The organism is Agrobacterium sp. 10MFCol1.1 (assembly GCF_000381165.1).
Lineage (GTDB): Bacteria > Pseudomonadota > Alphaproteobacteria > Rhizobiales > Rhizobiaceae > Agrobacterium > Agrobacterium tumefaciens.
Genome location: NZ_KB906074.1, coordinates 432,572 through 451,966, shown reverse-complemented (window position 1 = coordinate 451,966; position 19,395 = coordinate 432,572). Strand labels below are relative to the sequence as shown.

General features: G+C 59.4%; 18 protein-coding genes. 5 read left to right on the top strand and 13 right to left on the bottom strand.

The annotated features are described in order from the left end of the window. Nucleotides 1–83 precede the first annotated feature (83 nt). The 3 genes from metF to ettA form a co-directional block, all read right to left on the bottom strand. A complete protein-coding gene (gene metF, locus F617_RS0110515) occupies nucleotides 84–989 on the bottom strand; it encodes a methylenetetrahydrofolate reductase [NAD(P)H] (protein WP_013636527.1) in 906 nt (301 codons plus the stop codon). Nucleotide 990: 1 nt separating this feature from the next. Then, complete coding sequence (locus F617_RS0110510) at nucleotides 991–2,004, bottom strand: metalloregulator ArsR/SmtB family transcription factor (RefSeq protein WP_019565268.1); 1,014 nt, start codon at nucleotides 2,002–2,004, stop codon at nucleotides 991–993. A 163-nt stretch (nucleotides 2,005–2,167) separates the two neighbouring features. After that, the gene (ettA, locus tag F617_RS0110505) at nucleotides 2,168–3,817 is read right to left on the bottom strand and encodes an energy-dependent translational throttle protein EttA (protein ID WP_003513287.1); all 1,650 of its coding nucleotides are present in this window, start codon (nucleotides 3,815–3,817) and stop codon (nucleotides 2,168–2,170) included. Between the two features lie 127 nt (nucleotides 3,818–3,944). Here ettA and F617_RS0110500 point away from each other — a divergent pair, with 127 nt between their 5' ends. From F617_RS0110500 to F617_RS0110485, 4 genes are all read left to right on the top strand, one after another. After that, nucleotides 3,945–4,916, top strand: a complete 972-nt coding sequence (locus F617_RS0110500) for an alpha/beta fold hydrolase (RefSeq protein ID WP_019565267.1) — start codon at nucleotides 3,945–3,947, stop codon at nucleotides 4,914–4,916. A 100-nt stretch (nucleotides 4,917–5,016) separates the two neighbouring features. Further along, complete coding sequence (locus F617_RS0110495) at nucleotides 5,017–6,219, top strand: CaiB/BaiF CoA-transferase family protein (RefSeq protein WP_019565266.1); 1,203 nt, start codon at nucleotides 5,017–5,019, stop codon at nucleotides 6,217–6,219. Further along, nucleotides 6,216–7,883, top strand: a complete 1,668-nt coding sequence (locus tag F617_RS0110490) for a thiamine pyrophosphate-binding protein (protein WP_019565265.1) — start codon at nucleotides 6,216–6,218, stop codon at nucleotides 7,881–7,883. Before F617_RS0110495 ends, F617_RS0110490 begins: the two co-directional genes overlap by 4 nt. A gap of 67 nt (nucleotides 7,884–7,950) precedes the next feature. Then, entirely contained in the window at nucleotides 7,951–8,703 is a 753-nt protein-coding gene (locus tag F617_RS0110485) for a HugZ family protein (protein ID WP_019565264.1), read from the top strand. 222 nt (nucleotides 8,704–8,925) lie between these two features. On the opposite strand, the gene F617_RS0110480 is transcribed toward F617_RS0110485, so the two are convergent. The 3 genes from F617_RS0110480 to F617_RS0110470 all read right to left on the bottom strand — a co-directional run bounded on the left by F617_RS0110480 (nucleotide 8,926) and on the right by F617_RS0110470 (nucleotide 10,631). Next, nucleotides 8,926–9,267 carry a RidA family protein gene (locus tag F617_RS0110480; RefSeq protein ID WP_003513295.1) on the bottom strand — a complete coding sequence of 114 codons (342 nt, stop codon included), beginning with the start codon at nucleotides 9,265–9,267 and terminating at the stop codon, nucleotides 8,926–8,928. Between the two features lie 49 nt (nucleotides 9,268–9,316). Further along, nucleotides 9,317–9,655 carry a TIGR01244 family sulfur transferase gene (locus tag F617_RS0110475; protein ID WP_003513297.1) on the bottom strand — a complete coding sequence of 113 codons (339 nt, stop codon included), beginning with the start codon at nucleotides 9,653–9,655 and terminating at the stop codon, nucleotides 9,317–9,319. A gap of 142 nt (nucleotides 9,656–9,797) precedes the next feature. After that, complete coding sequence (locus F617_RS0110470; RefSeq protein WP_019565263.1) at nucleotides 9,798–10,631, bottom strand: aldose 1-epimerase family protein; 834 nt, start codon at nucleotides 10,629–10,631, stop codon at nucleotides 9,798–9,800. A gap of 156 nt (nucleotides 10,632–10,787) precedes the next feature. On the opposite strand from F617_RS0110470, the gene F617_RS0110465 reads away from it, so the two are divergent. Continuing rightward, complete coding sequence (locus F617_RS0110465; RefSeq protein ID WP_003513302.1) at nucleotides 10,788–12,179, top strand: L,D-transpeptidase; 1,392 nt, start codon at nucleotides 10,788–10,790, stop codon at nucleotides 12,177–12,179. Between the two features lie 70 nt (nucleotides 12,180–12,249). Here F617_RS0110465 and F617_RS0110460 read toward each other — a convergent pair whose 3' ends face one another. The 7 genes from F617_RS0110460 to F617_RS0110430 form a co-directional block, all read right to left on the bottom strand. Continuing rightward, complete coding sequence (locus tag F617_RS0110460; protein WP_019565262.1) at nucleotides 12,250–13,455, bottom strand: MFS transporter; 1,206 nt, start codon at nucleotides 13,453–13,455, stop codon at nucleotides 12,250–12,252. 46 nt (nucleotides 13,456–13,501) lie between these two features. Next, the gene (locus tag F617_RS0110455) at nucleotides 13,502–14,149 is read right to left on the bottom strand and encodes a TetR/AcrR family transcriptional regulator (protein ID WP_026330777.1); all 648 of its coding nucleotides are present in this window, start codon (nucleotides 14,147–14,149) and stop codon (nucleotides 13,502–13,504) included. Between the two features lie 59 nt (nucleotides 14,150–14,208). After that, nucleotides 14,209–14,925, bottom strand: a complete 717-nt coding sequence (locus F617_RS0110450; protein WP_019565260.1) for a ParA family protein — start codon at nucleotides 14,923–14,925, stop codon at nucleotides 14,209–14,211. 161 nt (nucleotides 14,926–15,086) lie between these two features. Then, nucleotides 15,087–15,470, bottom strand: a complete 384-nt coding sequence (locus F617_RS0110445; RefSeq protein WP_013636538.1) for a hypothetical protein — start codon at nucleotides 15,468–15,470, stop codon at nucleotides 15,087–15,089. 9 nt (nucleotides 15,471–15,479) lie between these two features. Continuing rightward, a complete protein-coding gene (locus tag F617_RS0110440) occupies nucleotides 15,480–16,625 on the bottom strand; it encodes an iron-containing alcohol dehydrogenase (protein ID WP_003513312.1) in 1,146 nt (381 codons plus the stop codon). Beyond that, entirely contained in the window at nucleotides 16,622–18,010 is a 1,389-nt protein-coding gene (locus tag F617_RS0110435; RefSeq protein WP_013636539.1) for an aldehyde dehydrogenase family protein, read from the bottom strand. The genes F617_RS0110440 and F617_RS0110435 overlap by 4 nt, the downstream gene beginning before the upstream one ends. A gap of 18 nt (nucleotides 18,011–18,028) precedes the next feature. After that, entirely contained in the window at nucleotides 18,029–19,393 is a 1,365-nt protein-coding gene (locus F617_RS0110430; protein WP_013636540.1) for a glutamine synthetase family protein, read from the bottom strand. Nucleotides 19,394–19,395 lie beyond the last annotated feature (2 nt).

The following is a 19,395-nucleotide window of genomic DNA, read 5'->3' as shown; positions in this document are numbered from 1 at the left end:
AGAACCGTAGATGACACGAGTTTGAAAAGCGCAGGTCCTGTCGGGCCTGCGCTTTTTTCCTGTCGTAAATGGGATATCTGAAATCAGGCGGCGCTGCGGCGCAAACGCTCAAGACCGAGGTTCTCAAGCACCGCATCGACCAGCGGCGCACGGTTCATGGTGTAGAGATGGAACTCGTTGACACCGCGCCGTTGAAGATCGGCGATCTGCTCGGCAGCAACTTCCGCCGCAACGCGGGCGCGTCCCTCGAGATCGTCATCATAACCTGCAAAACGCTCATCCAGAAAACTGGGCACACTGGTACCACAGCGGCCGGCGAAACGCTTGAGCTGGGTCAGGTTCTGGATCGGCATGATACCCGGAACGACCGGAATGGTGATGCCCGCAGCCGTAACCCGCTCCATGTAGCGCTCGAACACGTCATTATCGAAGAAGAACTGCGTCAGCGCCCGCGTTGCGCCGTTGTCCGCCTTGCGCTTCAGCATATCGATATCGACCGCATCGCTGGCGCTCTCCGGGTGCTTTTCGGGATAGGCAGAAACGGAAACCTCGAAATCGCTGATATCGCGTAGCCCCTTCACCAGAGCGGCAGCATTCTCGTAACCTTGCGGATGCGGCCTGTAATCCGTGCCGATACCGGTCGACGGATCGCCGCGCAGCGCCACGAAATGGCGAACGCCAGCATTGCGAAACTCTTCAACGACCTGATGCACGTCGTCACGGCTAGCATCCACGCAGGTCAGGTGCGCGGCGGTCGGCAGATGACTGTCACCGATCATCCGACGCACCGCATCCAGCGTCGGCGCCTTGGTGGAACCGCCCGCGCCATAGGTGACGGAGACGAAATCCGGATCCCATTTCTTCAGCTCGGCAACCGTTTCCCAGAGCTGGTTCTCCATCTCGGGGTTCTTGGGCGGGAAAAACTCGAAAGATAACCGGATATCCCCCCGGATTTCGCCATTGTGGCGCGCGGTTTCCGATCTCAACATATCATGCCCTCCCGGCAGCAAGTAAAACGGCCTCTTGCACCACATCGTCTGCCATCAGCAGCCGCTGGTCGCGGGCAACCCATATCGTGACGTCCAAGGATTCATCGGACGCCCGTTCAGAATGAAGATCGACGGCACGGTCGAGCACGAGCCCGGCCTTTTTCAGCCATTCATCCATAAGCGGATGCGAAAAGCCGAGCCGCACATGCGCATGCTCATCACGAAGATGCTCGAAGGAATGCGGTGCAAGATCGATGACGATCAGCCGGCCACCGGGACGCAACATGCGGGCGGCTTCGGAAAGCGCGATCTCCGGCTGATCGAGAAAATGCAGGACCTGATGGATGACGATCAGATCGAAATCCTGGCCTTCCAGCGGCAGGTTGAGAATATCGCCATGGCGAACGGATGCATTGACCACGCCCGCCTTGTCCAGATTTGAGCGCGCCACCGACAACATGTCGCGGCTGGCATCGACACCGATTGCCCGGCGATAGATACCGCTCAGAAGCTGGAGGATGCGGCCCGTCCCGGTACCGAGATCGAGCAGCGAGTCGATCGGGGTGGTTCCGACCAGCTTCAGCAATGCCCCTTCCACGGCCTCGTCGCTCACATGCAGGCGGCGCAACTCGTCCCAGGCGGAGGCATTTCGGCTGAAATAATCCTGCGCCCGCTCCGCCCTTACCCGCTTGACGGTGGCAAGGCGTTCACTGTCGCGCTGGAGAACGGCGTCAGAGGGCGATGCGGCGCCCAGCAGCTGCCTGATAACAACGGCGGGCTCGCCATCCTGCCGCAGGCGGAAATAGGCCCAGGCGCCTTCCTGATAGCGCTCGATCAACCCTTCTTCCGTCAAAAGCTTGAGATGACGGGAAATACGGGGCTGCGACTGGCCGAGAATTTCGGTGAGATCGGTGACGGTCAGATCGCCGGCCGCCAGAAGCGCCAGCAAGCGAAAGCGCGTCGGCTCGCCGGCCGCCTTCAAGAGATCCACCAATTTATCCAAACCGAACGCCACGTCTGCCGCACCTTGCAATCTAATCAACATATAAAGATATCTTTATGTCGGCGTCACGCGAGATGCAAGCGCAATTTGCCACGCTCTCCCCTCAAGCCCCATTTATTGCATCAAAAAAGGCCCGCTTTTGGGCGGGCCTTTCTGAAGTGATCCGAGAACAGGATTAGCGCGTCAGGCGCTTGTAGCTGACGCGGCCGGGCTTGATGCTTTCCGGGCCGAGACGACGGACCTTGTCCTTTTCATAGTCTTCGAAGTTGCCTTCGAACCATTCCACGTGGCTGTCACCCTCGAAGGCGAGGATGTGAGTGGCCAGACGGTCGAGGAACATGCGATCGTGGCTGATGATAACGGCGCAACCGGCGAAGGCTTCCAGCGCTTCTTCGAGCGCTGCCAGCGTTTCCGTATCAAGGTCGTTGGTCGGTTCGTCGAGCAGCAGCACGTTGCCGCCTGCCTTCAGCATCTTGGCAAGGTGAACGCGGTTACGCTGACCACCGGAGAGGTTGCCGACCTTCTGCTGCTGATCGCCGCCCTTGAAGTTGAAGGCGCCGCAATAAGCGCGGGAGTTCGTTTCGAACTTGCCGAGCTTGATGATGTCGTTGCCGCCGGAGATTTCCTCCCAGACGGTTTTGTCACCCGCCAGCGTATCGCGGCTCTGGTCGACGTAACCAAGGTGCACGGTCTCACCAATGGTCACCGAACCGCTATCGGGCTTTTCCTGACCGGTGATCATGCGAAACAGCGTGGTTTTACCAGCACCGTTCGGGCCGATGACGCCGACGATGCCGCCCGGAGGCAGCTTGAAGGTGAGGTTTTCGATCAGAACCCGGTCACCATAGGACTTTGTGAGGTTTTCCGCCTCGATAACGACGCGGCCCAGACGCTCGGCGACCGGAATGACGATCTGCGCGTCGCCGGGACGGCGATTTTCAGCGGCTTCCACCAGTTCGTCATAAGCGCGGATACGCGCCTTGGACTTCGTCTGGCGAGCCTTGGGGCTGGAAGCGATCCACTCCTGTTCGCGGCTGATGGCCTTCTGGCGCGAGGCGTCTTCGCGGGATTCCTGCTGCATGCGCTTGGCTTTTGCCTGCAGATAGGCGGAATAGTTGCCTTCGTAGGGAATACCACGGCCACGGTCGAGTTCGAGAATCCAGCCGGTGACGTTGTCGAGGAAGTAGCGATCGTGGGTGATCATCATCACGGCGCCGGGATAGTCGCGCAGGTGCTTTTCGAGCCAGGCGATGGTTTCGGCGTCAAGATGGTTGGTCGGTTCATCGAGCAGCAGCAGGTCAGGCTGCGAAAGCAGCAGCTTGCAGAGCGCCACGCGACGACGCTCACCACCCGAAAGGCCGGTTACTGCCGAGTCGCCAGGCGGGCAACGCAGTGCATCCATGGCCATTTCGACCTGATTTTCCAGATCCCACAGGTTCTGGCTGTCAATGATGTCCTGAAGCTTTGCGCCCTCATCCGCCGTTTCGTCGGAATAGTTCATCATCAGCTCGTTGTAGCGGTCGACGATTGCCGTCTTGCTCGCCACACCTTCCATGACGTTTTCCATCACGGTCTTGTTTTCGTCGAGCTTCGGCTCCTGCTCGAGATAACCGAGCGTCGCACCCTCAGCGAGCCAGGCCTCACCGGTATATTCCTTGTCGAGACCGGCCATGATCTTCAAAACGGTCGACTTACCGGCACCGTTCGGACCGAGGATACCGATCTTGGCATCGGGGTAGAAGGAGAGATGGACGTTCTCAAGAACCTTCTTCGCGCCATAGGACTTGTTCAGCCCGGCCATGTGATAGATGAATTGACGTGCCATTGTAGCGAATGCTCCACATCGGATTTTAAAGAGTACGTATCGGGAAATTTGCCGCTATGTAGGGTAAATAGGACCTTGGGGCAACCTCTGGCACGATTATGACCCCATGATTATGACAAGGGATACCATGGCAGGCACGGGTGAAAGCATGAATGAGACGACGGATGACTTGACGTTCAGCCGGATTGAGAGGCTCGACGCTCCATCAGGCGCATCCATCGCCTTTCGCCACCAACCCTCTGCCCTTTCTCCGGCACGCGGCGTGCTGATGATTTGCCACGGCCTGGTGGAGCACGCCGGCCGTTACCGCCGTTTTGCCGATGTCATGGCAAAGCAGGGTTTCGAGGTATACGCCCACGATCATCGCGGACATGGCCGCACAAAGGCTGCCGATGCGCCTCTCGGTCGCTTCGCCTGGAAGGACGGAGACAGCAAGGTCGTTGCCGATGTCATGGCGATGCGCCGGATGGTCGGCGAAAGACATCCCGGCCTGCCGGTCATCCTGTTCGGCCATTCCATGGGCGGCCTTGTGGCGCTCAACACCGCCGTCAGCCATCCGGATGCCTTTGATGGTCTGTCCATCTGGAATTCCAACCTCAATCCCGGTGTCATGGGCCGTCTTGCACAGATCGTGCTGCGCCTTGAAAAGATGCTGAAAGGCTCTGATGTGCCGAGCGCCATCCTGCCCAAAGCAACCTTCCGTGCCTGGAATGCCAGAATGCCGGAAAAGCGCACTCATGCGGACTGGCTGAGCCATGACAGGGTAGCGGTGGACGCTTATGTGGAGGATCCGCTTTGCCAGTTCGAGGCCAGCGTCTCCCTGTGGCAGGATGTCTTTGAATTGTCCTATCGTGCGCCGAGGCTCATCGAACGCCTGCCGAAGACGCTGCCGATTTTGCTTGTCAGCGGCGATCAGGATGCCGCGACCAATGACGGCAAGGAGATCGTCTGGCTTGCCGAACGCTTCCGCGAAGCGGGTTTCGGCCATGTCGAACACACGATCTATCGGGGCATGCGCCACGAAACCCTGAACGAGATCGGCTGGCATGCCGTGGCTGCGGATTTCGCCGCCTGGTGCAGCCGCGTCGTTGGCAACTGACGAGCCTTTGCCGAAACGGAATAAGTCCATGAGATAAAATCACATGCGGCAATGCGGGGAGACGTCTATAAACCGGCAAGCAGAAAACACCGGGGGACAAATGACCGAAACGCCGAACAGGAAACCGCCACTATCAGGCATTCGCGTCATCGAACTGGCGCGTGTTCTGGCCGGTCCCTGGGCGGGGCAGATGCTGGCCGATATGGGTGCGGATGTCATCAAGGTCGAGAACCCTGAAGGTGGAGACGATACCCGCGCATGGGGTCCGCCCTTTGTCGAAAGCGCCGATGGTGAAAACCTCTCCGCCGCCTATTACCATGCCACCAATCGCGGCAAACGCTCCATCGTCGCCGATCTCAAGACGGCGGAAGGCTGTGCGCTGGTGCGGCGGCTCGTGCGAACCGCCGATGTTGTCATCGAGAATTTCAAACGCGGCGGGCTTGCCAAATATGGCCTCGACTATGAGAGTCTCAGGGTTCTCAATCCGAAGCTGATCTACTGCTCCATCACCGGCTTCGGCCAGACCGGGCCCTATGCCGATTTCGCCGGATACGACTATATCGTGCAGGGCATGTCCGGTTTCATGTCGATCACCGGCGAACCCGACGGTCAGCCTATGAAGGCGGGCGTTGCCGTTGCCGATATCTTTACCGGTATCTATTCCGTGACAGCCATTCAGGCCGCGCTGATCCACGCCATGCGGTCAGGTGAAGGCCAGCATATCGACATGGCGCTTCTGGACGTGCAGTCGGCAGTGCTCGCCAACCAGAATATGAACTATCTGATATCCGGCAATGCCCCCATCAGGCTCGGCAACGCCCATCCGAATATCTCACCCTATGAGGTCATGCCGACAGAGGATGGTTTTCTCATCCTGGCCGTCGGTAATGACGGCCAGTTCCGCCGCCTCTGTAATATTCTCGGCATTGGCGCGATTGCCGATGACGAGCGTTACGCGACAAACAAGGCCCGCGTCGCGCACAAGGTCGAGGTCCGGCAGATCATTTCCACCGAAACGCTGAAATGGCAGAAGCGCGATCTTCTGACCGCTTGCGAGCAGAACGCCGTACCGGCCGGGCCAATCAACTCCATCGAGGAAATGTTCGCCGATCCACAGGTTCAGGCACGCGGCCTGCGTGTTGATCTCGAGGCGCAGGATGGCACCGTCATCCCCGGTGTGCGGACACCGATTATCATGTCACAGACGCCGCTGCGTTACGAACGCCCGAGCCCGAAGCTTGGCGAGCATCAGGCGCAAGTGCTGGCCGAACTGGAAAACATCGAAAGGACCACGACGCCATGAAAGCAACCGGAATGAAAAGAACAGGCGGACAACTGATCGTCGAAGCGCTGAAAGCCAATGGCGTCTCCCGCGTTTCCTGCGTTCCCGGTGAAAGCTATCTGGCGGTGCTGGACGCGCTCTATGAAAGCGGCATCGAAACCGTGGTCTGCCGCCAGGAAGGCGGCGCTGCCATGATGGCCGACACCTGGGGCAGACTGACCGGCGAACCCGGCATCTGCATGGTAACGCGCGGTCCCGGCGCCACCAACGCCTCGGCCGGCCTGCATATCGCAAGGCAGGATTCCATTCCGATGATCCTGTTCATCGGCCAGGTACAGCGCGAAGCCCGCGAGCGTGAGGCGTTTCAGGAAGTGGAATATCGCCGCGCCTTTACCGAATTCGCCAAATGGGTGGGCGAGATCGACGATGCGCGCCGCATTCCGGAATTCGTCACCCGCGCCTTTGCCGTCGCCACCTCCGGCCGCCCCGGCCCCGTGGTGCTGACGTTACCCGAAGACATGCTGGTTGAAGAGGTTGAAGCCCCCGAGGCAAAGCCCTATACCCCGGTCGAAGCGCATCCCGGCCCGTCGCAGATCGCCGCTTTCTCAAAAATGCTGGGCGAGGCCAAGCGGCCAATCTTCATCATAGGCGGCACACGCTGGTCCGAAGAAAGCGTCGCAAGCTTCACGGCTTTTGCCGAAAGGAACAAACTGCCCATCGGCTGTTCCTTCCGTCGCCAGATGCTGTTCGATCACTTGAGCCCATCTTACGCGGGCGATGTCGGAATTGGCATCAACCCGGCCTTGGCGAAGGAAATCAAGGAAGCCGACCTCGTGGTGCTGCTCGGCGGTCGCCTCTCGGAAATGCCTTCCTCCGGCTACACGCTGATCGACATTCCCTACCCGTCGCAGAAACTTGTCCACATCTACCCGGAAGCCGAAGAGCTTGGCCGCGTCTATCGCCCCGATCTCGCAATCTGCGCCTCACCGGATGATTTCGTCGCCGCCCTTTCTTCCGTAACGCTCCCCGATAACGCCGCCTGGGCGGACCGCACGGCCACCATGCATTCGGCTTACCTTACCTGGTCGACACCGCCGCAGACCGGTCCGGGCGCGGTGCAGATGGGTCCGATCATGGACTGGATCGAGGCCAACGTGCCGGATGATGCCATCTTCACCAATGGCGCGGGCAACTATGCCACCTGGGTGCACCGCTTCCACCGCTTCCGCCGCTTCAACACTCAATCGGCGCCGACCTCCGGCTCGATGGGTTACGGCCTGCCCGCGGCTGTGGCCGCCAAGCACCTGTTTCCCGAGCGCGAGGTGATCTGCTTTGCCGGTGATGGCTGCTTCATGATGCATGGGCAGGAATTCATCACCGCCGTGCGGTATGGACTGCCGATCATCACCGTGCTGGTCAATAACGGCACCTATGGCACGATCCGCATGCATCAGGAACGGGAATATCCCGGCCGCGTCAGCGGCACCGATCTCGTCAACCCGGATTTCGCGGCCTTCGCCAAGGCCTATGGTGGCCACGGCGAAACGGTCGAAAAGACGCAAGACTTCGCCGCCGCCTTCGAACGCGCCCGGGCAAGCGGCAAGCCCGCCATCATCGAGGTGAAGCTGGATGCCGAAGCGATCACGCCAACCCGCACGCTGACCCAGATCAGAAGCCGGACCTGATATTGCGCATGGACATGGCTCCGGCATGGTGTAAATCCTGACTAGAACATACAGGTTAGGAAACGACATGCCGGATGCAGCCCCTCCCGTCATCACCCCACGCGGCGCAAAGATCGAACCTTCGGCCGGTGCGCCATTCGAGGCCGTGCGCGTGGCACGCGATGTCCTGCACACATCCCGCACTGCGGCGCTCGCGACCCTCGATCCGGTCAGCGGTTATCCCTATACGACCGCCACCAATATCGGCATAGAGCCGGATGGTACGCCGTTCTTCTTCGCGGCGGGCCTGACGCTGCATGCCCGAAACATGGAGGCCGACCCGCGCATCTCGTTGACACTTGCCCCCTTCGGCAAGGGTGACGCGCTGACGCTGCCGCGGCTGACACTGGTAGGCAAGGCGGAACTGATCGATCCGGAAGAAATCCCGCTTGCCAGACAGCGCTACATCGACCGCTATCCCAAGGCAAAACTCTACCTCTCTCTTCCCGATACAAGGCTCTACCGGCTGCGGACAGAGGGCGTGCAGATCAATGGTGGCCCTGCCCGCAATGCCAGCAACATCACACCTGCCGATCTGCGCAGTGACCTTTCCGGCGCGGAACAGCTGATGGCTGCGGCAGCGGACGAGGCCGTGCGCCTCAACGCCATCAAGGGCGAGGCATCACGGCTGGCCGCTCTTGCGGGTGCGAAAACCGCACGCTGGAAAATCACTTCCATAGACCCTGATGGTATCGACCTCGCCTCAGCCAACGACCTGGCACGGCTGTGGTTTGCAGAACGGGTGAAGACGTTGAAGCAGCTTGAGAAGGCGCTTGCTTAGCTTCTGAAATGAAGGGCGCAAGCGATTCACAAACCTGAGACAATCGCCTCTCCTCCGTCATGCTCGGGCCTGTTCCGAGCATCTGCTACCTATCAATTTGCGATACGTGATTGGATCCTCGGGGCAAGCCCGAGGATGACAAAACGGGCGTTTCGAATTTTCCCAACAAAAAAGGCCGGGCTGCATTCCGCAACCCGGCCTTTCTCAAAATCAAACCGTTACTCAGAGAGCAGCGGTAACGATGAACTCAACCTTGTAGTCCGGAGTAGCAAGCGCCGCTTCGCTGGTGGCGCGGGCCGGCGGGTTTGCCGGGTCGATCCAGCCTTCCCAGACGGCGTTCATTTCGCCGAAGGTGGACATGTCGGAGAGGTAGATGATGGTCTGCAGGATCTTCGACTTGTCTGAACCGGCAGCGGCCAGCAGACGATCGACTTCAGCCAGCGCCGACTTGCTCTGATCGGTCACGGACACGCCCTCACCGACCTGGCCGGCCAGATAAACGGTGTTGCCGTGGATGACGGCGCCGCTCATGCGCTTGCCCGGTTCGATACGCTTGATGGTCATGGAAAACTCCTGTTGATTGGCTTTAGAAAGTCGAATTATCCGCGGAAAATCAGCCGCGCAGGTGATGGGTCTTTTCGTAGATCGCGGTCGAGCGCGCGCCGGAACGGCAATAGCCGAGCATCGGGCGCTGCAATTCGTCAAGCGCATCCACCATGCCGGTAACCGCATCCGCATCGACGCCGTAGCGGCCAACCGGTACATGCACGATGGTCAGGCCAAGCTGTTCGGCACGCTCGGCAATATCGGCGAAAAGCGGCTGGCCTTCTTCTTCGCCGTCAGGGCGGTGGCAGACGATCGACTTGAAGCCGAGCGCCTTGACCTCGTCGAGATCGGCAACGCTGATCTGTCCCGTGACCGAATATTCGTCGTCTATGCGCCTGATATCCATAATAATGCCTCCGCTTAAACCGGCGCCTTGGCGCCGCTGGCACGCTGTCGCCACTGTCTGAAATCCGCATCCGATGTAAGGGCTCAAAACTCTTGCGTCAATGATGCGGCGCCTTCATTCGGTACACCATTCAGTCGCCTATTCAGAGGATGGAAAAGCGAAGACCATAGGAGCGGCTTTCGCCCGGCGGCAGCATATTGAACTCGCCGGCGGCCTCAAGCTCGCCGCGCCCCACCCAGCGGTGCGAAACCGGTTCGATGCCAAGCACATTGGCCGGATCCTTCTGGTTCCGCCACATCTGCAGATAGGGCAACGTCTCCGTGCCGAAACGTACTTTCAGCGTCTTGCCACCAATTGTAGCAATCGGACCGAGCGCAAGTTCCGCCCATTCGTCCTGACCGGCGGGAACACAGAACACCGTGCCCGGCTCCTCGCCAAAGCGCCAGCCATGACCACCGCCATCGAACATGGCACCTTCTAGCCGAACGGCCTCGTCAAACAACCGCGCGCCAACATTCATGTGGTACATCAGAAAGACCGGTATCGGCCGCGAACTCGTATTGACGATCCGGTCATCGAGGCTCACTTCTCCGCTTTCGCCATCGATGCGCCATGTCCGCTCAAGAAGGGCCGTGTCGCCATCGGCAAGGTTCACGGGAACCTCGGCACGCGCCAATGCATTGGACTCATGAACGTCGAAGGCAACTATCTTGGCGGGATGCGCGGAGAGGGACCCATGCAACGGATATCGACGCCCCTCGCCCTCACCGCCGATCGGTTCGGGATGGCGGATATGATCGGGACCGCAGGTGAACAGAAAGCCTTCAAGCGAATGGTCGATGCGCGGATCGCCATCATCTGGAATGGCACGGCCGGGCGCGATGTCGATACCATCGACAACACAGGCGCCAATATCGAAAACGGAGGTTTCATCGAGGAAAATGCGTGGCGATTTGCCGGCCTGAAACGAACGCAAGACAACCTCCCTGTGGCAGTAAAAGCGCAATAATCACGGAAACGCTACTAACCGTGACGTAAATTAAGATTGCTTTAACCGTGAATTCACCTTTTTCACAATAGGGTCAAGATTACGGTGTGTTTATCGGTGAACGAAGTAAGGGATAGCAGAATCGTGAAACAGTTTGTTAACGCAGCTCTGGGTCTGGCGATTGCCTTGGCGGCGGTTTGCGCGCCTCTACAGGCTGGCGCGCAGCAGCGTTATGGCTATCAGGAACAGCCGGTTCTGGTGACGCCGGATGGCCGTGTTCTCGATTTCGTGCCCCAACGTGGCGACATCGTCATCAGTCGCGACAATATGGGCCGCACGGTATTTTATGACCGGTACGGCAACCTGCTGGCCACTGAAATGCCGTCAGGCTATCAGCAGCGGCAACAGGTACAGCAACGCGACACCACCTACTATCCCCCGGCCCCCGGCGGTGAATATCGTGAGCCGCAGCGCGATTACGGTTATCAGGATAATGGAAGCGTGCGCGATTACCGCGAATATCGCGGCAATGGTTCCGGCGACGATGTCTATACCGGCTCGGTTCCCGGCCCGGGCGCCGTCGAAAGCGCGCCGCTCAACCAGCCGATGCCCGAAGAAAGCACCACGGCTGCCGTTCCGCAGCCGCAGCACCTGATCGAGCGCCACACGCCCGTCACCACACCGGTCAACCGGTCCCGCCAGGAGATCGTAGCACTTCAGACTTTCCTCGACCGCGAAGGCATCTCGCCCGGCGTGATCGATGGCAAGATGGGCGACAACGTCAACAAGGCGATTGCCGCCTGGCAGGACATGACCGGCGAAAAGCTCGACCCGAACAATTCCGAGGACATTCTCGAGCGTCTGCGCGCCTCCGGCGGCATGCCGATCGTCGATTATACGATCACCGCAGCCGATGCAGCCGGCCCCTATGTCGCTTCCATTCCGGATGACTATGCGGAGAAGTCGCAGCTACCCGCCCTCTCCTTCACCTCCACGTCGGAGGCGTTGGCCGAACGCTTCCACATGGACGAGACCTATCTGAAAGAACTGAACCCCGGCATCGATTTTTCCGTGCCCGGCACCATCATCAAGGTCGTCAATCCGGGGGAACCGAAAAAGGGACAGGTGGCCCGCATCGTCGCGCATAAGGGCATCAAGCAGGTCTTCGCTTATGGAGAGGATGGTGCTCTGATCGCCGCCTATCCCGCCACCATCGGTTCTACGGACACGCCTTCGCCAAGCGGCACGCACACCGTCGAGCGCGTCGCGCTTAATCCGGGTTACACCTACAATCCGAAGATCAACTTCAGGCAGGGCCAGAACGACAAGATCCTGCAAATTCCGCCCGGTCCAAACGGCCCTGTTGGCACAGTCTGGATTGCCCTTTCCAAACCGACCTACGGTATCCACGGCACGCCGGAACCCTCGAAGATCGGCAAGACCAACAGCCACGGCTGTATCCGCCTCACCAACTGGGATGCGACGGAGCTGGCAAAAATGGTCCGACCCGGCGTCGTGGTTGAGTTCGCGGAATAGGATTGACCGCGAAGACGAATTGCAAAAGCCCGGCGGATGTCATTCCGCCGGGCTTTTTCGTTGATGAATGTTATCCGCGCTTTTCAGTCAGGAAGTAAAGCAGCGCTGCCGCTGGTAGAGCAAAGCCGACCCAGGACGCAGCACCCCATTCCCCGACGGAATAGGCCCAGCCGCCGACGGCAGAGCCAATCGCACCGCCCATGAAAAATGTCGCCATGTAGACGCCGTTCAGACGGCTGCGGAATTCGGCGCCGAGCGTGAAGATGGCGCGCTGACCGAGCACCAGATTGGTGGTGACGCCGAAATCGAGAACGATGGCGGCGACCACGAGAATGCCAAGTGCCAGATGCGATCCTTCGGGTGCAAGATGCGTGACGGCGAATGACAGCGCCGCTGCCACCATCGCGGCAAAAGTAGCGGCATAGGTCCAGCCCCGGTCAGCCATGCGCCCCGCAATCGGGGCGGCGACGGTGCCTGCTGCACCGGCAAGGGCAAACAGCGCAATCTGGCCCTGGCTGAGATTGAAATGCGGCCCGCTCAGATAAAGCGGCGTCGTCGTCCAGAACAGGCTGAAGGCCGCAAACAGGAAGGCGTGATAGATCGCCCGCCGCCGCAGGATAGGCGTATGGGCGGCAAGCCTGCCCATGGAGGCCATCAACGCCCCATAACCCAGCCTTGCCTCAGGCACACGAACGGGCAAAAGGCGATAGAGCACAACGGCGAGAATTGCCATGACGCCAGCCGAAGTCAGGAACACACCGCGCCAGGAGACGACTTCCGACAGGAGGCTGGAGACCGGGCGCGCCAGCATGATACCCGCCATCAATCCGCTCATGACATTGCCGACCACCCGCCCTCGAACAGCGTGCGGCGCCATGTGCGCCGCATAGGGAACGATAACCTGCACCGCGACCGAACTGATACCGACCAGAAAGGCCGCAATCAGAAAAGGTGCCGCATGCGGGGCAAAAGCCGCCGCGAGGAGCGCAAGCACCGCCATCGAAACGGTGCTGACGACCAGCCTGCGATTCTCGACCAGATCGCCAAGCGGCACGACGAACAGCAGGCCGACGCCGTAGCCGATCTGCGTCAGGGTCACGATCAGACCGGTTGCGCCGGCAGACAGGCCAAGCTCCGCCCCGATGATGCCGGCAAGGGGCTGGCCATAATAAAGATTAGCCGCAATCAGTCCGCAGGCGGTAGCCAGTAGAAAAGTCAGGGCCGGGGAAATGGATGTTTCGTAAACATCCTCCCCTTCAACTACACGCGTCGTCATCATTTTCTCCAATATGGAAACGAATGTTTCCTAAATAGCCACAAAATTATTCGGCAAGTTTCAGGGCGATATCCACCACGGCCGTCATCTCTTCCAGACTGCGCCCGGTCTTTCCCACCACCCGCATCCCGTACATCATGCACAACATCGCTCTGGCGAGATCATCGGGATCAGTCTTCGACTGCACGGAACCATCCCTCTGCCCCTCAGCCACCAGCCGGGCAACGATCCGCTCCCTCGCCTTCACCGCCCGCTCGACCACGACAGCGATATCGTCGTCCAGTGCGGCAAGATCGGCGGCGGCGCCAACCACGAGGCATCCATCCGAACCGGTGGCACCGTGCGACCGTTCCGCATAAAACATCAGGCCGGCTCGCAAACGCTCGTAACCGGTATCATAACCGGCAACGGCGGCTTCAAACCGCTCCGTCTGCAAGGTCCTGTAGCGCTCCATCGTCGCGATGAAGATGGATTTCTTGTCCTTGAAAGCCTTGTAGAGACTGCCCTGCGCCAGTTCCATCGCATCTGTAAGATCACCGACAGAGGTGGCGTGATACCCGCGCCTAGAAAAAACACGGATTGCTCCATCAAGCGCGCGGTCAATATCGAACTCGCGCGGCCTGCCGCGATGGCGTTGTTCCGGGGAATTGGTGTGGCTGGTATCGGTCATGATCGCAATATAGGAAATGATCATTTCCAAATCAAGCAAAAATAATGCCCGCACCTCCAGCAGTCCGGGCATTGGGAGTGTTTTCAAGCCGCCTTGCGGGTGAAAAAGCGCGCGGGTTGGGTGCCCAACCGCGACAGGGGTTTCGGCAAAAGGCCTAGCAACTCGCTCGCGAATGCTTTCGCATTCTCCACCGCCTTGTCGATATTGCTGACCTTGTCCTTGTCGAGACAGAGAAGCGTTCCGCCATAATCGAAGATATCGCGATAAGCCGCTCTTTCGACAATCGGCGTATTCAGAACCGAAACGTTCTTCTCGGCCAGCAGCATTTTGACAAGCAGCAGCGAGCGGGTCGCCACCATGGCGTTGACCCGCGTCAGCACGATGGAGTGGGCGATCGCCTTGCCCATCTTGCGGTTCAGGAACTCGATATGGTCAAGAACCTCCGCAGCCCCACGCGCATCCATGGCGCAGCCCTGCACCGGTATCAGCACATGATCGGAAATACCAAGCGCCATGGTCAGAAGCGGGTTTTTCGCTCCCGGCAGATCGATGATGAAACAGTCGGTATTGGCATTGTTTTCGCGGATATGCCCCTCGAGAGACGCCATCGTCACATGCGAAATTACCGAGAGATTTTCGATCTCGCCTGATAATTCGTGCCAGCGGGAAATCCACAATTGCGGATCGGCATCCAGAACCGTCACGCGGTGGCCGCTGCGGGCAAGTTCGGTTGCCAGAAGCAATACGGCAGTTGTTTTTCCCGCGCCGCCCTTGGTGTTGGCAAAAGTAATGACAGGCATGATATCCCCTGATGATCAGAGCTGTTTCATGCTCATTCACGCACCGAACCAATCATGGTGCTTTCCATAACCTTAACGAACATGGTTAAGAAAAGACTAAGATCGTTTGTGTGGACAACAAAAAGCCCGCGATAAATCGCGGGCTTTTGCCATCTGATTGATCACGCCAGCTTTCGGCAGGAACCCACATCGTCCGCACGCAGGCGACCGGCTTTTAGATCCTCGTACTTCGGCAAGTTCAGGGAACTGCCCAGCCTTTTCTCAACGGTTGCACGATCAAGCGTAATCATGCGTCCGGCGCTCGTGAAGGACACCATGCCGTTCTTTCCAGAATACGCCATAGTCGCGCGCATTTCACAGAAATAGCGGTCTGAACCCCTGGACAAATTCCATCCCCGGATTCCCGCCTTAGTGCTCGACAGAGCTCCGACTTTGTAACCCTGACCGGAAAGTTCCTTGAAAGAAGCGGCCTGCGCCGCAAGGGGCAGGCTTAGAAACGCCACTGCGAGCAATGGCGAAAAAACTGAAAATCTCATGGCTGCCATAACTACCCTTTAAAAGCAGTCCTCAAACAATTTCCTGGTATTCTCCAGCGTCATCGGCACCGGATTGCCGCCGCAGCTCGGATCCTTGATCGCTTCTGCCGCCAGTTCGTCAATGCGGTCAGGCTTAATGCCCATGGCGGTTAGGTTATCAGGCACGCCGAGTTCCTTGCGAAGCTCCAGCACATAATCATAGAAACCATCGAAACCGCCCGAAATGCCTAGATATGCGGCAGCGCGGGCAATCTTGTCTTCGATGGCCGGGCGGTTGAAACGCAGGACGGCAGGCATGACCACGGCATTGGTCATGCCGTGATGGGTGTTATAGACAGCGCCGATCGGATGCGAGAGCGAGTGAATGGCGCCGAGACCCTTCTGGAAGGCAACCGCCCCCATCGCAGCCGCCGCCATCATATTGGTGCGCGCTTCGATATCCGTGCCGTCCTTATAGGCGCGTGGCAGGAATTCCTTGACCAGACGCAGGCCTTCAAGCGCAACGCCGGCGCTCATCGGATGGAAGAACGGCGACGAATAGGCTTCGAGGCAATGGGCAAAGGCGTCCATGCCCGTGCCTGCCGTGATGACCTTCGGCATGCCGACAGTCAGTTCCGGATCGCAGATGACGACGCCGGGCAAAAGCTTTGGATGGAAGATGATCTTCTTCACATGGGTCTGCGAATTGGTGATGACACTGGCGCGGCCAACTTCCGAACCGGTGCCCGCCGTCGTCGGAACCGCGACGATGGGCGCAATCTTCGAGGCGTCCGCCCGCGTCCACCAGTCACCGATATCCTCGAAATCCCAGACCGGGCGCGTCTGCCCGGCCATGAATGCGATGGTCTTGCCAAGATCGAGGCCGGAACCACCGCCGAAGGCGACGACGCCGTCATGGCCGCCATCGCGATAGGCTTTTACGCCGGCTTCCATGTTGATTTCGTTGGGGTTCGGATCGACGTCGGCGAAGATCGCCCGGCCGAGCCCAGCCTCTTCCAGTACATCGAGCGCATGCGCGGTAATCGCCATATTGGCAAGGCCGCGATCCGTGACGAGAAGCGGCTTCTTGATGCCGAGCGTCTTGCAGGCTTCCGCCAGTTCCTTGATCCGGCCACGGCCAAGCTTGACGGCGGTGGGATAGCTCCAGTTGGCGACGATATTCATTTCGTGACTTTCTTCAGATGGTAGGATTTCGGTCGGGTCAGGTTCTGGAAACCGAGAACGGAAAGCGAGCCGCCACGGCCCGTTTCCTTCACACCTGTCCAGCAGAGCGCGGGATCGAGATAATCCGCACGGTTCATGAACACGGTGCCGGTTTCGATCTCACGGCCGATACGCCCGGCACGCGCTGCATCCTGCGTCCAGAGCGAGGCAGTGAGGCCATATTTGCTGTCATTCATCAGGGCGATGGCCTCGTCGTCGTTTTTCACCTTCATGATGCCAAGAGCGGGGCCGAAGGTTTCTTCGGTCATGAACTCCATGGAATGATCGACATTGACGAGCACTTGCGGAGCGACGTAAGCGCTCTCGCCGTCATCGGCAGGGAAAAGCTTGGGATCGACCAAAGCCTTGGCGCCCTTTGAGACGGCATCAGCGATCTGTGCGCGCACCACCTTGGCGAAACGCTTGTTGGCCATCGGCCCGAGTGTCGTTTCCTGTTCCAGCGGATTGCCGAGCTTGTAGTTGGACACCCACGCCACGGACTTCTCGACGAATGCGTCATAGAGGTTTTCGTTGACGTAGATACGCTCGATGCCGCAGCAGCATTGCCCGGAGTTATAGGTCGCGCCATCCATCAGCGTATCGACGGCAGCGTCGAGATCAGCATCCTCCATCACATAGCCGGGGTCCTTGCCGCCGAGTTCAAGCCCGAGACCGGTGAAGGTGCCGGCAGCAGCACGCTCAATGGCTCGGCCGCCTTCCACCGAACCGGTGAAGTTGACAAAATTGAACAGGCCTTCGGAAATCAGCGCCGAGGTCGTGCCGTGATCGAGGAAGACATTGATGAAGACATCGTCAGGCACGCCCGCCTCGACGAAAGCCCGCACCATCCGCTCGCCGACGAGAAGCGTTTGCGCCGCATGTTTGATGACGACTGTGTTGCCGGCCATCAGAGCCGGGGCAACGGTATTGATCGCCGTCATGTAGGGATAGTTCCACGGCGCGATGACGAAGACCACGCCATGTGCTTCGCGCTCGATGCGGCGTTCGAAATTGCCGCTTTCCTCGATGACGAGCGGCGCCAACGCATCCGCCGCAATGGAGGCGACATAATTGGAGCGCTCGTTGAAGCCCTTGAACTCGCCGCCATAGCGAACCGGGCGGCCCATCATATGCGCCAGTTCCGGCACCACCTCGGCCACCATTTCGTTAAGGCGCGCCACACCTTTGAGAACCAGCTGAACGCGGTCCTCAAGCGGACGTCGCGCCCAGTCCTTCTGCGCCTTGCGCGCTTTCGAAACGGCGGCGCGCGCCGCTTCCAGCGACATCGCCTCCCGCTCGGCATAAACCGAGCCGTCGATGGGCGAGATATTCTGGATCATGGTCATGATGTTTTCCCGTAATGATTAGGCTCTCTCGAAACCGCGCGCCACTTCCCAGTCGGTCACGCGGCGGTCGTATTCTTCCTGCTCCCACCTTGCGGCGTGCACGTAGTGATCGACCACGTCGTCGCCAAAGGCCTCACGCAGCATTTTCGATCCGTCCAGGAAGGCGGTCGCGTCGCGCAATGTCTTGGGTATCTCGCGCACGTCCTTCCCGCCATAGGCGTCACCGACAAAAGCGGGCTCAAGTTCGAGTTTATTTTCAATGCCGTCAATGCCCGCCGCAAGAAGAGCGGCCATGGCGAGATAGGGATTGAGATCCGACCCGCCGACACGGCACTCGATACGGATGCCCTTGGTTTCCGCGCCGCAAAGGCGGTATCCTGCCGTGCGGTTGTCGAGGCTCCATATCGCCTTGGTCGGCGCGAAAGTGCCAGCCATGAAACGCTTGTAGGAATTGATGTAGGGCGCCAGGAAATAGGTGATGTCGCTGGCATGCGCCAGAAGCCCGGCAACATAATGCCGCATCACATCCGACATGCCGTGTTCGCCATCCTTGTCGAGGAAAGCCGGCTTGCCATCCAGGCTCCACAGCGACTGGTGGATATGCGAGGAACTGCCAGCGGCATTGTAGTTCCACTTGGCAAGGAACGTCACCGCCTTACCCTTCGACCAGGCGATCTCCTTGGTGGCGTTTTTGATGATGGCGTGCCGGTCGGCCATGGTCAGCGCCTCGGCATAACGCACATTGATTTCCGCCTGACCGGGAGACGCCTCGCCCTTGGAATTCTCGACCGGAATTCCCGCACCCTGCAGGCCCTTGCGCAGCGCCCGCATGACGTCCTCTTCCTTGGTCGTCTGGAAGATATGATAGTCTTCGTTGTAGCCGCTGGCGAGGTTCAGGTCCCTGTAGCCGCTGGCGCGTGCCGCATCGAAGGTCTGGTCGAACAGGAAAAATTCGAGCTCGGTGGCCATATAGGCCTTCAGCCCCATCGCCTCCAGCCGCGCCACCTGCTTTTTCAGCAGCGCGCGCGGCGAATGCGGCACTTCTTCATGGGTGTGGTGATCGAGCACATCGCACAGAACCAGCGCCGTGCCTTCCAGCCACGGCACCTTCCGCAGCGTCGAAAGGTCGGGCTTCAGCGTATAGTCGCCATAGCCCTTTTCCCAGCTTGAGGATTTGTAACCGGGAACGGTTTCCATCTCCATGTCGGTGGCAAGCACATAGTTGCAGCTATGGGTTTCCTCAAAGGCGCTTTCAACGAAAAACTCCGCCTGGAACCGTTTGCCCATCAGACGCCCCTGCATGTCGACAAGGCAGGCCAGAACCGTGTCGATGCGCCCTTCGGCCACATCCATCTTCAGCGCGTCGAATGTATAGCTCGTCATTT

Bases quoted from the DNA above. Each gene is read 5' to 3' on its own strand.
- F617_RS0110445 (WP_013636538.1), bottom strand. From the start codon at position 15,470: ATGGCAGCCATGAGATTTTCAGTTTTTTCGCCATTGCTCGCAGTGGCG.
- ettA (WP_003513287.1), bottom strand. From the start codon at position 3,817: ATGGCACGTCAATTCATCTATCACATGGCCGGGCTGAACAAGTCCTAT.
- F617_RS0110435 (WP_013636539.1), bottom strand. From the start codon at position 18,010: ATGACCATGATCCAGAATATCTCGCCCATCGACGGCTCGGTTTATGCC.
- F617_RS0110455 (WP_026330777.1), bottom strand. From the start codon at position 14,149: ATGATCATTTCCTATATTGCGATCATGACCGATACCAGCCACACCAAT.
- F617_RS0110450 (WP_019565260.1), bottom strand. From the start codon at position 14,925: ATGCCTGTCATTACTTTTGCCAACACCAAGGGCGGCGCGGGAAAAACA.
- F617_RS0110490 (WP_019565265.1), top strand. From the start codon at position 6,216: ATGAAAGCAACCGGAATGAAAAGAACAGGCGGACAACTGATCGTCGAA.
- F617_RS0110460 (WP_019565262.1), bottom strand. From the start codon at position 13,455: ATGACGACGCGTGTAGTTGAAGGGGAGGATGTTTACGAAACATCCATT.
- F617_RS0110430 (WP_013636540.1), bottom strand. From the start codon at position 19,393: ATGACGAGCTATACATTCGACGCGCTGAAGATGGATGTGGCCGAAGGG.
- metF (WP_013636527.1), bottom strand. From the start codon at position 989: ATGTTGAGATCGGAAACCGCGCGCCACAATGGCGAAATCCGGGGGGAT.
- F617_RS0110485 (WP_019565264.1), top strand. From the start codon at position 7,951: ATGCCGGATGCAGCCCCTCCCGTCATCACCCCACGCGGCGCAAAGATC.
- F617_RS0110440 (WP_003513312.1), bottom strand. From the start codon at position 16,625: ATGAATATCGTCGCCAACTGGAGCTATCCCACCGCCGTCAAGCTTGGC.
- F617_RS0110500 (WP_019565267.1), top strand. From the start codon at position 3,945: ATGGCAGGCACGGGTGAAAGCATGAATGAGACGACGGATGACTTGACG.
- F617_RS0110495 (WP_019565266.1), top strand. From the start codon at position 5,017: ATGACCGAAACGCCGAACAGGAAACCGCCACTATCAGGCATTCGCGTC.
- F617_RS0110480 (WP_003513295.1), bottom strand. From the start codon at position 9,267: ATGACCATCAAGCGTATCGAACCGGGCAAGCGCATGAGCGGCGCCGTC.
- F617_RS0110475 (WP_003513297.1), bottom strand. From the start codon at position 9,655: ATGGATATCAGGCGCATAGACGACGAATATTCGGTCACGGGACAGATC.